The 12,164-nt window shown below is 69.8% G+C and carries 11 protein-coding genes; 8 read left to right on the top strand and 3 right to left on the bottom strand.

All coding sequences use genetic code 11. From position 1 onward, the window contains the following. The first annotated feature begins 52 nt into the window (after positions 1 to 52). From ACFV9Q_RS11810 to ACFV9Q_RS11780, 7 genes are all read left to right on the top strand, one after another. Positions 53 to 1,483 (top strand): serine hydrolase domain-containing protein, encoded by a 1,431-nt coding sequence (locus tag ACFV9Q_RS11810; RefSeq protein ID WP_377234579.1) that lies wholly within the window; start codon positions 53 to 55, stop codon positions 1,481 to 1,483. 416 nt (positions 1,484 to 1,899) lie between these two features. Next, positions 1,900 to 2,142 (top strand): glutaredoxin-like protein NrdH, encoded by a 243-nt coding sequence (gene nrdH / locus ACFV9Q_RS11805; RefSeq protein WP_020017613.1) that lies wholly within the window; start codon positions 1,900 to 1,902, stop codon positions 2,140 to 2,142. Positions 2,143 to 2,177: 35 nt separating this feature from the next. After that, complete coding sequence (gene nrdI / locus ACFV9Q_RS11800; protein WP_377229609.1) at positions 2,178 to 2,612, top strand: class Ib ribonucleoside-diphosphate reductase assembly flavoprotein NrdI; 435 nt, start codon at positions 2,178 to 2,180, stop codon at positions 2,610 to 2,612. 38 nt (positions 2,613 to 2,650) lie between these two features. Continuing rightward, a complete protein-coding gene (gene nrdE, locus ACFV9Q_RS11795; protein ID WP_377234578.1) occupies positions 2,651 to 4,756 on the top strand; it encodes a class 1b ribonucleoside-diphosphate reductase subunit alpha in 2,106 nt (701 codons plus the stop codon). Between the two features lie 68 nt (positions 4,757 to 4,824). Further along, entirely contained in the window at positions 4,825 to 5,805 is a 981-nt protein-coding gene (gene nrdF / locus ACFV9Q_RS11790) for a class 1b ribonucleoside-diphosphate reductase subunit beta (protein WP_377229611.1), read from the top strand. A gap of 246 nt (positions 5,806 to 6,051) precedes the next feature. Then, positions 6,052 to 7,002 (top strand): heparin lyase I family protein, encoded by a 951-nt coding sequence (locus ACFV9Q_RS11785; protein WP_377234577.1) that lies wholly within the window; start codon positions 6,052 to 6,054, stop codon positions 7,000 to 7,002. A 197-nt stretch (positions 7,003 to 7,199) separates the two neighbouring features. After that, positions 7,200 to 8,126 carry a DUF6891 domain-containing protein gene (locus tag ACFV9Q_RS11780; protein ID WP_377234739.1) on the top strand — a complete coding sequence of 309 codons (927 nt, stop codon included), beginning with the start codon at positions 7,200 to 7,202 and terminating at the stop codon, positions 8,124 to 8,126. 81 nt (positions 8,127 to 8,207) lie between these two features. Here ACFV9Q_RS11780 and ACFV9Q_RS11775 read toward each other — a convergent pair whose 3' ends face one another. Both ACFV9Q_RS11775 and ACFV9Q_RS11770 read right to left on the bottom strand, forming a co-directional pair. Next, complete coding sequence (locus ACFV9Q_RS11775) at positions 8,208 to 8,885, bottom strand: response regulator (protein ID WP_377234576.1); 678 nt, start codon at positions 8,883 to 8,885, stop codon at positions 8,208 to 8,210. Between the two features lie 67 nt (positions 8,886 to 8,952). Next, positions 8,953 to 10,665 carry a sensor histidine kinase gene (locus tag ACFV9Q_RS11770; protein ID WP_377234575.1) on the bottom strand — a complete coding sequence of 571 codons (1,713 nt, stop codon included), beginning with the start codon at positions 10,663 to 10,665 and terminating at the stop codon, positions 8,953 to 8,955. Positions 10,666 to 10,806: 141 nt separating this feature from the next. Between ACFV9Q_RS11770 and ACFV9Q_RS11765 the strand changes: the two genes are divergently transcribed. Further along, entirely contained in the window at positions 10,807 to 11,574 is a 768-nt protein-coding gene (locus ACFV9Q_RS11765) for a phosphatase PAP2 family protein (RefSeq protein WP_377234574.1), read from the top strand. On the opposite strand, the gene ACFV9Q_RS11760 is transcribed toward ACFV9Q_RS11765, so the two are convergent. Beyond that, positions 11,516 to 12,040, bottom strand: coding sequence for a phosphoribosyltransferase (locus ACFV9Q_RS11760; RefSeq protein ID WP_377234573.1), 525 nt, complete (start codon positions 12,038 to 12,040; stop codon positions 11,516 to 11,518). The genes ACFV9Q_RS11765 and ACFV9Q_RS11760 overlap by 59 nt on opposite strands. Between the last annotated feature and the right edge of the window lie 124 nt (positions 12,041 to 12,164).

Below are 12,164 nucleotides of genomic sequence, written 5' to 3'. Positions count from 1 at the left end.
GAGTGCGGGCAGCGGTGATGACGGCGGGCGGCGAGGGGATACCTTTCTGCGCATGACTGAGCACGGTGACGTCCTGGACGACCTCCTCGACCGGACGCGCGCGGCGAGGCGCGTGCCTGCGCTGTCCGCGGCGGTCGGCCGCGGGGGAGAGGTGGTCTGGAGCGGGGTGGCCGCGGCCTCCTGGGTGGGTGGCGCGACGGCGGGTGGCCCGACGGCGGGTGGCCCGACGGCGGAGCATGCCTTCCGCATCGGGTCCGTCACCAAGCCGATGGTCGCCGTGGCCGTGCTGCGCCTGGTGTCCGAGGGTGCCGTGGCGCTCGCGGACCCGATCGGGCGGCACCTGCCGGACGCCCCGGCGCCGGACGCCACGATCCGGCACCTCCTGACGCACACCAGCGGCCTGCAGGCCGAGTTCCCGGGCCCGTGGTGGGAGCGGCACGGCGGGCCGACCTGGGACGAGCTGGCCGGGTCCGGCGTCGAGCAGCTCTGGGACCCGGGCGAGCGGTACCACTACAGCAACCCCGGCTTCGCCGTGCTGGGCCGCCTCGTCGAGGTGGTCCGCGGCAGCGCGTGGGACAAGGTGCTCCGCGACGAGCTGTGGGAGCCGCTGGGCATGACCGCCACCGGCAGGGTCCCCGTGGGTCCGTACGTCCACGGGTACGCCGTGCACCCGGACGCCGACCTCGTGCACCACGAGCCGGTCGCCGACTACCGCGCGGCGGGTCCCGCGGGCGAGGTGTGGTCCACGCCGTCGGACCTGGTGCGGTTCGGCATGTGGCTCGTCGGCGGCGAGGCCGACCGCGACGCCGGCGAGGCCGTGCTCCCGCTGGAGCTGCGCCGGCACCTGGCGGTCCCGCGCGTCGTGGTCGACGACGCCGGACCTGGGGGTGGCCCGTGGGCCACCGCGCACGGCCTCGGGGTGCGGGTGCGCCAGGACGGCACCGTCCGCACGGTCGGGCACGGCGGTTCGGTCCCGGGGTTCACCGCGGACCTCCGCGCCGACGTCACGACCGGTGACGTGGTCGCGGTGTGCGGCTCGTCCACGGGCGGGTTCGGCGACGGGACGGCCCTGCTGGCGGCGTTCCAGGGCGCCGGGGCGCCCGCGGCACGGCCGGGCGCCGACGAGCGCCGTACGGCGCCGCAGACGGGCTCGGACGGGATCGTGCCGGCCGGGATCGCCGGCACCTGGTACTGGGGGCCGGTCCCGTTCGTCGTGCAGGTCGACGCCGCGGGACGCATCGATCTGCGGTCCGCGGGCAGCGGGGGCCGCGGCACGCTCTTCGACGTCGTCCGCGGCGAGCTGCGCGGCGTCGACGGCGGCTACTGGCTGGGCGAGCGGCTGCGGGTCGTCGAGGCGGACGGTGCGCCCGTCGCGCTGGACGTCGGCACGTTCCTCTTCACGCGGACGCCGTACGACCCCGGCACCGCCGTGCCCGGCGGCGTCGACGAGGCCGGCTGGCACCGCCCCGGACCGACCGGGTAGCCGCTCCCGCGGCGAGGTATTCCCGCGGGCGGGTGTCGGGCCGTGTGGCGAGCCCGACAAACTCCGTCCCGGTGACACGCCGAAGGGACGCGACACGCCGTTGACTCAGTTTTTTTTCGGGCCTCGGGAGGCCGTCGAGGTGCCCGTTCGCGCGGTCCCGACGGCTCCTCCGACGGCGCCCCGGGAACCCGTGCGCGCGGCCTCCCTGGCGGTGTCAGAGGCTCGTGGCAGCATGGTCCCTGAGCGTCACGAGCGTTCCCGGCGTAGTGCCTACCACGTCCCGAACCACTACATGTCGTGACCGAGCGAGTGTCAGACCCTAGGTGTAGTGTTTGGTGCAGCGGGAGACGCAGACCCGCGAACAAAGCACACCGACGTAAGTTCACGGGTGTTCTTCGAGGTCAGAGGAGGCGGACATGAGCGTCACGGTCTACAGCAAGCCGGCATGCGTCCAGTGCGACGCGACGTACCGGGCACTGGATCGCAAGGGTGTCGAGTACACGGTCGTCGACATCACGCAGGACGCTGAGGCGCTGGAGATGGTCCGCGGCCTCGGTTACCTCCAGGCACCGGTCGTGGTGGCCGGTGACACCCACTGGTCGGGCTTTCGCCCCGACCAGATCAGCGCGGTCGCCGCGCTCCAGGCCGCTTCGGCCTGACCTGCACCACCGCTACGTCGGCAAGGAGGCGTGACGTGGGCTCTCTCGTCTACTTCTCCAGCGTGTCCGAGAACACGCACAGGTTCGTCGAGAAGCTCGCTCTCGAAGAGCTGGGAATGTCCGTGCACCGGATCCCGCTCCGCCCGGCCGACGGGTTCCTGCGCGTGGACGAGCCCTACGTCCTCCTGGCCCCCACCTACGGTGGCGGCAACGAGGGCGGGGCCGTCCCGCGGCAGGTGAGGAAGTTCCTCAACGACGAACACAACCGGTCGCTCATCCGCGGCGTCATCGCCGCGGGGAACACCAACTTCGGGGCTGCGTACTGCATCACCGGCGACATCATCTCGGCGAAGTGTGATGTCCCGTACCTGTACGCCTTCGAGCTTCTGGGAACGGCGCAGGACGTCACGCGCGTCCGCAACGGATTGGGACGATTTTGGCAGCAACAACCACTGAGCCTCTCAGCCTGACTGAGGGCCTGAGCGAGATCCCCCTGGAGAGCATCCAGATGGATTACCACGCGCTCAACGCCATGCTGAACCTGTACGGGCCGGACGGGAAGATCCAGTTCGAGAAGGACCGCGAGGCGGCCCGCCAGTACTTCCTGCAGCACGTGAACCCGAACACCGTCGACTTCGACACCCTTGAGGCGAAGCTCGAGCACCTCGTCGAGGCCAAGTACTACGACCCGACCGTGCTGGCCAAGTACTCGGGCTCGTTCGTCAACGAGCTGTTCCAGCTCGCGTACTCCAAGAAGTTCCGCTTCGAGACGTTCCTGGGCGCGTTCAAGTACTACACCTCGTACACGCTCAAGACGTTCGACGGCAAGAAGTACCTGGAGCGCTTCGAGGACCGCGTCGCCATGGTTGCGCTCGGCCTGGCCGACGGCGACGAGCAGACGGCCCGCGACATCGTCGAGGAGGTCATCTCCGGGCGGTTCCAGCCCGCGACGCCCACCTTCCTCAACGTCGGCAAGGCGCAGCGCGGCGAGCCCGTGTCCTGCTTCCTGCTGCGCATCGAGGACAACATGGAGTCGATCGCGCGCGGCATCAACTCCGCGCTGCAGCTCTCCAAGCGTGGCGGTGGCGTGGCGCTGCTCCTGAGCAACATCCGCGAGCACGGCGCGCCGATCAAGCACATCGAGAACCAGTCCTCGGGCGTCATCCCCGTGATGAAGCTCCTGGAGGACTCCTTCTCCTACGCGAACCAGCTCGGCGCGCGCCAGGGCGCCGGCGCCGTGTACCTGCACGCGCACCACCCCGACATCATGCGGTTCCTCGACACCAAGCGGGAGAACGCGGACGAGAAGATCCGCATCAAGACGCTCTCGCTCGGCGTGGTCATCCCGGACATCACGTTCGAGCTGGCCAAGAAGAACGCGGACATGCACCTGTTCAGCCCGTACGACGTCGAGCGGGTCTACGGCAAGCCGTTCGCCGACATCTCCATCTCGGAGAAGTACGACGAGCTCGTCGCCGACGACCGCATCCGCAAGACCACGATCAGCGCGCGCGACTTCTTCCAGACGCTCGCGGAGCTGCAGTTCGAGTCCGGCTACCCGTACATCATGTTCGAGGACACGGTGAACAAGGCGAACCCGATCAAGGGCCGCATCACCCACTCGAACCTGTGCTCCGAGATCCTGCAGGTCTCCACCCCGTCGACGTTCAACGAGGATCTCTCGTACGACGAGGTCGGCCGCGACATCTCCTGCAACCTGGGCTCGCTGAACATCGCCAAGGCGATGGACTCGCCGGACTTCGGCCGCACGATCGACACGGCGATCCGCGCGCTGACCGCGGTCAGCGACCAGACCTCGATCGAGTCCGTCCCGTCGATCAAGCTGGCCAACGAGCGCGGCCACGCGATCGGCCTGGGCCAGATGAACCTGCACGGCTACCTCGCACGTGAGCGCATCTACTACGGCTCCGAAGAGGGCATCGACTTCACGAACATCTACTTCTACACCGTGGCCTACCACGCGATCGCGGCGTCCAACCGCCTGTCGATCACGCGGAAGCAGAAGTTCGGCGGGTTCGAGGACTCCAAGTACGCCACGGGCGAGTACTTCGACAAGTACGTCGAGCAGGAGTGGAAGCCGGCCACGGAGCGGGTCACGCGCCTGTTCGCCGACGCCGGTGTGTCGATCCCGACGCAGGACGACTGGCGCGCGCTCAAGGCCTCGGTCATGGAGCACGGCCTGTACAACCAGAACCTGCAGGCCGTTCCGCCGACGGGTTCGATCAGCTACATCAACAACTCGACGTCGTCGATCCACCCGGTCCCGGCCAAGATCGAGATCCGCAAGGAAGGCAAGCTCGGCCGCGTCTACTACCCCGCGCCGTACATGACGAACGACAACCTGGACTACTACCAGGACGCGTACGAGATCGGGTACGAGAAGATCATCGACACGTACGCCGCGGCGACGCAGCACGTGGACCAGGGCCTCTCGCTGACCCTGTTCTTCCCGGACACGGTGACCACGCGCGACGTCAACAAGGCGCAGATCTACGCGTGGCGCAAGGGCATCAAGACCCTCTACTACATCCGCCTGCGCCAGATGGCACTGGAGGGTACGGAGGTCGAGGGCTGCGTCAGCTGCATGCTGTGACAGCAGCCCGCTGAACGGTCCGCACCGCCAGGCTCATCCGTACCACCGCCGCCTCTGAAGGAACTCCCATGTCGCCAACTGGCAAGCTCAAGCTCATCGATCGCGTGACGGCGATCAACTGGAACCGCCTCGAGGACGAGAAGGACCTCGAGGTCTGGGACCGCCTGGTCGGTAACTTCTGGCTGCCCGAGAAGGTGCCGGTGTCCAACGACATCCAGTCGTGGAACACGCTCTCGGAGCACGAGAAGACCATGACGTCGCGGGTGTTCACCGGTCTGACCCTCCTGGACACCATCCAGGGCACGGTCGGCGCGGTGTCCCTCATCCCGGACGCGCTCACCCCGCACGAGGAGGCGGTGTACACCAACATCGCCTTCATGGAGAGCGTGCACGCGAAGAGCTACTCCTCGATCTTCTCCACGCTGCTGTCCACGCCGGAGATCGACGACGCGTTCGAGTGGTCCGAGAGCAACGAGCACCTGCAGAAGAAGGCGGAGATCGTCCTCGACTACTACCGGGGCGACGACCCGCTGAAGCGCAAGGTCGCCTCGACGATGCTCGAGTCGTTCCTGTTCTACTCCGGCTTCTACGCGCCGATGTACTGGTCCTCGCGGGCGAAGCTCACGAACACGGCCGACCTGATCCGCCTCATCATCCGCGACGAGGCCGTGCACGGGTACTACATCGGCTACAAGTACCAGAAGGGCCTCGCCCAGCTGACGCAGCCCGAGCAGGACGACCTCAAGGCGTACACGTTCGACCTGCTCTTCGAGCTGTACGAGAACGAGGTCGAGTACACCGACTCGCTCTACGGCGAGCTGGGGCTGACCGAGGACGTCAAGAAGTTCCTGCGGTACAACGGCAACAAGGCCCTGATGAACCTGGGTTACGAGGCGCTGTTCCCCAAGGAGGACACCGACGTCAACCCCGCGATCCTCGCGGCGCTGTCGCCGAACGCGGACGAGAACCACGACTTCTTCTCGGGGTCGGGCTCGTCGTACGTGATCGGCAAGGCCGTGGAGACCGAGGACGACGACTGGGACTTCTGACCTCGTCTCAGGAGCCCGTCGCCCGTAGCGGCTGATCAGAGGCCCGGAACCGCAGAACTTTGCGGGTCCGGGCCTCTTTTTGCTTGTTGTTTCCCGAGGGCTGCAAAATCCCGGCCTCTTTCGTTGAGTACGGGACCCGCCGCCGTTATGTTGCGGACGAACGAAGCACTTCCCTCCAAGCAAGGGATGACATAGATGCAGCTCTCGGCCCCAGGTCGGCTCGCTCGAAGAATGACGGCTCTCGCCATGGCGGCAACCCTGACCGCCTCGCTCGGAGTCGCCGCGGTGGCAACCACACAATCCGCCAGTGCGGCAGACAGCGCGGCAGAAGAGGTTCCCAGCTACGCGATGGGTATCCCAGGTAGGACCTGGACGATCGACAAGCCCACTCTGTGCGGTCCGGGGATCGGTGACGGCGGCAACCTCATCGAGAACGGACGCACGTACGAGGGCAAGTGTCAGGGAGCGGGGCAGGAACCTACCATCACGGGAACCGTGGACGGGGCCTCGGACGAGCGTGCGCTGACGTTCCGCACGAAGTATGACTTCGAGTACCAAGACGCCGTCCTTCAGAACGCCGAGATGAACACCTGGGTAGGCCCCGACGGAAAGCGGCTCCGGGATCGTACGGAGCTGGCAACGCCGGGGCGAACGCTGCCGTTCCACACCAACGTGTGGGTCGGGTTCGATATCCGCATCCCCTATGGCGTCGATGACGTGACCGGCAGCGGGGCGTTTGTGATGCAGCTCTGGCAGTGCCACGCGGGCCCGATCGCCGGCGTGCGCATCCAGTCGGGTGCCGGCAACGGGCACAACCTCCAGTTCGTGCGACGGGGCGACGAGCCGGGCGTGGACTACGACACGGCGATGGCGACCAAGCCACTCGTCCCGAACGAGTGGCACTCCTTCGTCATCAAGTACAACGTGGAGCGCTACCAGCCCGGCGGGCCCAAGGGGCTGATTGAGGTCTGGCACAGGAAGGTCGGGGCGACCACCACCGAGACGAAGATCCTCGAGCAGGAGACGTACTTCGGCTTCGGCCCGGACAACTGCGATAACAACAGCTTCCAGGAAATGTTCAGGATCAAGTACGGCATGTACAAGGACTATCAGCCGGGCGCGACGTTCCGGGCCGACTACCGCAACGTGCGGATCGGCGCCAGCAAGAAGGAAGTGCAGCCCTACTACCGCGACTGACCGTCGCACCCCTCCCGCGCGAGCGGACCTGAAGGATCGAACGGCCCGGAACGGCAACATGCTGCCGTTCCGGGCCGTTCCGGGCCGTTCCGGGCCGTTCCGGGCCGTTCCGGGCCGTTCGTGCGAGCGCTCTGCTGCGTCACGGCCCCTGCCGGGCGCTGTCAGTGACTACGGCTACTGTCGCGGGCGTGACCGATATGGATGTGGCGCCGATGGCAGACGGCGATGAGCTGAAGTACGTCCGAGGGCAGGTCCGTGCCATGGTGCGCGCGGGATTCACCCCGTTCGACGAGGTGCTCCGCGCCGCAGACGAGATGCTTGAGCCGGAGGTCGCCGACAGCCTGCGCACCGCAGCGGCCGAAGCGGCTCGCGAGGAGTGGCAGGCGCGCGTCGCCGAGCAGGCGAGCTGGGCCGACCAGGGCGACTACTCGGCGCTGGCCGCCGCGTTCGCGGACCTGGAGAGCCATGGCGTGGTGGCGAGGATGTGCTTCGCCTGCTGCAACACCTGCGGTGTCAGCGAGATCCGTGATGAGGCGGATCCCCGGGGCGGGGAGCCGCTCGGGTACGTCTTCTTCCACAGCCAGGATGCCGACCGGCTCGCCGATGTCCCGGGCGACCTCTTCCTGTCGTTCGGTGGGTTCGACGGTCGGTCTGCCGTCGCGATCGGGCAGATCGTCGCGACGACCGTCGCCCGCCGTGGTCTCGAGGTCGATTGGACGGGGGATGCCGGGTCGAGGGTGCGGGTGCGGGTGACCGAGTGGCGCAAGCGACTACTCGCCGATGTGCCGCTGGCCGTTCCCGCACGACGGCGGGTGCGGCCCGAACGGGGCGCGGCGACCCTTGATCCGACGCCGTACGACCTGCTCATGCTGTTCCACCAGGTACGGCGTGGGCGCCAGCAGTTCTTCGCCGTCGAGGACACGGCGAACGAGTACGGGTTCGCGCAGACCGCCTTCGACGGTGACGGGCCAGCCTTCGTCGTGGAGTACCGCGACGGCCCCGACACCCCGATCTACCAGGCGATCTGCCCCGACCTCGCGGTCGCGCACCAGGTCCTGGTCGGCTGGACGAACGATGTCGCGGGCTGGCGGGACCTGGTCGGCTGGACGCAGGTCGAGCTGTAGCGGCCGGGCCGCCGGATCGGGGTGGCATCGCTGCACCTCACACGTCAGCGGCGCCGGCGCGTGGGCGTGTGTGCCGCCCCGCTACGGCGGCCCGGCGTCCGCGTTGGCTGCGATGAGCGCCGCCTCGACCCGGTTGCGGGCCCCGGTGGTGCGCAGGATCGAGGTGACGTGCACCTTGACCGTGCCCTCGGCGAGGTGGAGTCGCGCTGCGATCTCCGGGTTGGGAAGTCCCTCGCCCAGCAGGGCGAGCACCTCCTGCTCTCGCTGGGTGAGGTGTTCGAATCGCCTCCTTGCCTCCTGCCGGGCGATGAAGCGCGTGCCCAGTCCCGTCTGTAGCAGCCGCCGCGACACGGCGGGCGAGAAGAACGCGCCGCCCGACGCCGCGGCCCGCACCGCGAGCAGCAGCTCGCGGGGGTCGCCCGACTTCAGCACGAACCCGTCGGCGCCCAGCCGGACGGCCTCCGCGATGTACTCGTCCTCGCCGAACGTCGTGACCATGAGGCACGGCAGGGACCCGGCGGTGCGACGGATCTCCGCCAGGGTCTCCAGGCCGCCCATCGTGCCCATGCGCACGTCCAGGAGCACGACGTCGGGCCGGTGCGCACGTACCGCGGCCAGCGCCTCCTCACCCGAGGAGCCCTGTGCGACGACCCGGATCCCGTCGTCGGTCTCGAGGATCCCCGCCAGCCCGGCGCGCACGAGCGGCTCGTCGTCCGCGAGCACGACACGCAGGGGCCCGGGAACGTCCGGGCCACTCATGACGTGCCGCCGTTCCTGATGTCCGGCCCGCTCGACATGCCCCGGTCGCTCGCGACCTTCGCCGCGCTCATGACGCGCCGCCGACCACGAGGTCCGCCGACGTCACGCGATCACCTGACCAGCAGATCCGGTAGGCGTCCCCGGACGCGTCCGCGAGCGGGTCGGCCGTGACCGCGTAGTGGTCGCACGCCGGGTCGGCCCCGCGGGGTGGTTCGAGCGGGGTCGCGGGCAGCAGCGGGTCGACGTCGGAGCGGGTGTCGCCGACCGTGATGCGGACGAAGTCGGTCGGATCGAGCAGCGCGTGCCTGGCCGCGAGATGGTCCGCGAGCTGGATCGCACCCGCGACCACGACCAGGGCGGCGGCCGGCACGAGCACCGCGGCCAGCAGCAACACCCCGCCCCGGCGCCGGGCACGGGTCAGTCCGTCGGTGACCGCATACCCGCCCGGGGGCGCCGGCGTCGGCGCCCCGCCGGCGACTCGAGCGGGTGGCGCACCTGGTCCTTCCTGCCGACCGACGGGACTGTGCCCCGGCGACGGAACCACCGCCGGGTGCAGCTCCGCACGCAGCACGTAGTCGGAACCGGCCGGCCCGGCTTCGATCGATCCGCCCGCAGCACGCACCTGCCGCCCGAGCGCCCGCACCCCGGTGCCCCCACCGGTGGTTGCCAGATCGCCGCCCGCCAGGTCGTCACGTGCCGGCCCGACGCTTGCCAGCTCGACGCCCCCGACACCCGTCGGCCCTACCGACGGCCGCCCGACGTCCGAGGCGGGCAGCGGGTTGCGCACGACCACGACGAGGCGTTCGGTGTCCTCCTGCAGCACGACACGGATCGGCTGACCCGGCGCGTGCTTGAGCGCGTTCGTCAGAGCCTCCTGGACCACCCGGACGACGGCAGGCCCGAACCGGGCGAGGCGCTCGGGGCCGGGCGACCCGCTGAGCTCCAGGTCCGCCCCAGCACGGCGGGCTTCCTCGACGAGTGCGTCGAGGCCGACCTCGTCGAGGAGGCCGGTCGTGGTGCCCGGGGCAGGCGGGCCGTCGGGCAGGCCGGCACGCAACGTCTGGACGGACGCGCCGAGGCGGACCACCGCGTCCGAGACCTGCCGCCGTGCCAGGGCGACGGACTCCCGTGCCGACATGTCCGATGCCCGGCCGCGCTCAGACCCCAAACTGGTGTCGGTGTCGGTGTCGGTGTCGGTGTCGGTGCCGGGATCGGGGTCAGCCGCGACGTCCCGACCGCGTTCCAGCTCGAGCTCCAGCCGCCCCAGGTTGAGCGCGACGAGGCTGAGGGCGTGGCCCAGGTCGTCGTGGAGGCCCTCGGCGAGGTGCAGCCGCTGCCGTGCCAGATCGGTCTCGGCGCGCAGCCGCCGCGCGTCCTGCTCCCGGACGAGCGCCGCCGCGGCGTCGGCCTCGGCAGCGCGCCGGGCACGCCAGGCCATCGCCACCGACCAGGGCAGCACACCGGTGACGACACCACGGGCCGCAGTGACGAGCGCGTCACGCAGGTCGGCCCAGCCCGCCAGGACGGCGATGGCGCCGACCGCGGCAGCGAGGGCCATGGCGAGCGCACCTCGGCGTGCCCCATGGTCGGAGAGACCGACGGGTGCCGCGACCGCCGCGAGAGGGATCATCCACCAGGGATCTACGCCGGCGAGCACCAGCAGCACGGCGAACGCGGCCGCGAGGAGCAGCCCGAAGGTCGGGCGCGCGGTGTCGGTGCCGGTGTCGGTGGCAGTGCCGGTGGCAGTGGTGGTGTCGGTGGACGTGGACGGCTGGGTCACCGGACCATCGTCGTCGACGCGCCGGGCGCACGCTTCCAGCCTGGGTCTGATCTTCGGGCGGACGATGTAGGACCAGGGTCATAGACAACGCCTGACCCACGTCAGATCCGCATGGTCCGGGAGGTTCGTAGCGTTCTCGGCATGACCACCACGCGCCACGCACCGGCAGCGTCTCGTCCCTCCGGACAGCTCGCCGGCCCGGTGCCCCACGCCATCATCCCAGCGGCTCTCAGCGCCCTGCTCGTGCTGTCCGCCGTCGCTCTCCTGGCCTGGCCCGGCCGCGGGGCCCTCTTCGAGGGCATCGCCGGCGGAACCGCCGCCTCACCCCTGGCGGGCCTCGCGGGCCTGGTCGCGGACAAGGGACTGCTGGCGCTCGTCGCGATCACGGCCGGCCTCGTGCTGCTCACCTGGTTCCGCGACCGCTCGCGGTTCTGGCTGCTCGCCGCGGCCGGGGTGGGCGCCGTCGCGGCGTACGGCACGAGCGAGGTGGTGAAGCTGCTGGTCACCGAGGAGCGGCCGTGCCGGGTGGTTGACGTCGCCACCGTGCTCGCGTGCCCACCCGCGGGGGACTGGTCCTGGCCGAGCAACCACTCGACCATCGCTGGCGCACTGGCCGTGGCCTGTCTCCTGGTCGCGCCGCGGCTCTGGCCGCTCGTCGTGCCGCTGGCCGTGGCCGTGGCGGGCGCCCGCGTCGCCGCGGGCGTCCACTACGTGCACGACGTCGCCTCCGGGCTGGCCCTCGGCGTGCTGGTCACGTGCCTCGTGGGCCTGACCGTGCACGCCGGGGTCCAGCGACTCACCGGGGCGCGAACGCCGACCAGGGCTCAGCAGCTCCCCGGGGCTCAGCGCCTCACGCGTCGATCGACCTCGCACCCGTCACCGGCGGCTCGGCCGACCAGGGGAAGGTGATCCACAGGTCGGTGTCCTTCCACGAGTAGTCCGGCTGGATGATCGTGCGCGGCTTCGTGAAGAGAACGGCGGACCGCGCCTCCGCACCCTTCTTCTCCAGCAGGTCCATGACCAGCGCGAGGGTGCGGCCGGAGTCGGCGACGTCGTCGACCACGAGGACCTTGGCGCCCGGGAGCTCGGAGGTGTCCATCAGGGGCGGCAGCACCCGCGGGTCGTCGAGCGTCTTGCCGATGTCCGTGTAGAACTCGACGTTCAGGGTCCCGACGCCCTTGGTGCCGAGCGCGTAGGCCATGGCGCCGCCGGGCACCAGACCGCCCCGGGCGACGGCGATCACGACCTCGGGCACGAACCCGCTGTCCACCACCTTGTGGGCCAGGTCGCGCACGGCGACGGGGAAGGTCTCCCACGTGAGAACTTCGCGTTCCACGGGAGCGGGCTCAGTGGCCGGCAGGTCGGTCGAGGTCATGGGAAGACCCTACGAGACGTGGGGGGGGACCCGCTCTAGGGTCGCCCCCCCCTTTTTCGCTTCCCGCAGGGGCGCGGCCACGGCGTAGACTGGAGATTACGACGGTCCACTAGCCGGTAGGGGA

The organism is Promicromonospora sp. NPDC059942 (assembly GCF_042731755.1).
GTDB lineage: Bacteria > Actinomycetota > Actinomycetes > Actinomycetales > Cellulomonadaceae > Promicromonospora.
Note: the sequence above shows the minus strand (reverse complement) of the source record. Positions and strands in the feature narration are given on the sequence as shown.

Excerpts from the sequence above, each read along its gene's own strand:
- ACFV9Q_RS11810 (WP_377234579.1), top strand. The coding sequence starts at position 53 with ATGACTGAGCACGGTGACGTCCTGGACGACCTCCTCGACCGGACGCGC.
- nrdH (WP_020017613.1), top strand. The coding sequence starts at position 1,900 with ATGAGCGTCACGGTCTACAGCAAGCCGGCATGCGTCCAGTGCGACGCG.
- nrdE (WP_377234578.1), top strand. The coding sequence starts at position 2,651 with ATGGATTACCACGCGCTCAACGCCATGCTGAACCTGTACGGGCCGGAC.
- nrdF (WP_377229611.1), top strand. The coding sequence starts at position 4,825 with ATGTCGCCAACTGGCAAGCTCAAGCTCATCGATCGCGTGACGGCGATC.
- ACFV9Q_RS11785 (WP_377234577.1), top strand. The coding sequence starts at position 6,052 with ATGGCGGCAACCCTGACCGCCTCGCTCGGAGTCGCCGCGGTGGCAACC.
- ACFV9Q_RS11780 (WP_377234739.1), top strand. The coding sequence starts at position 7,200 with ATGGATGTGGCGCCGATGGCAGACGGCGATGAGCTGAAGTACGTCCGA.
- ACFV9Q_RS11775 (WP_377234576.1), bottom strand. The coding sequence starts at position 8,885 with ATGAGTGGCCCGGACGTTCCCGGGCCCCTGCGTGTCGTGCTCGCGGAC.
- ACFV9Q_RS11765 (WP_377234574.1), top strand. The coding sequence starts at position 10,807 with ATGACCACCACGCGCCACGCACCGGCAGCGTCTCGTCCCTCCGGACAG.
- ACFV9Q_RS11760 (WP_377234573.1), bottom strand. The coding sequence starts at position 12,040 with ATGACCTCGACCGACCTGCCGGCCACTGAGCCCGCTCCCGTGGAACGC.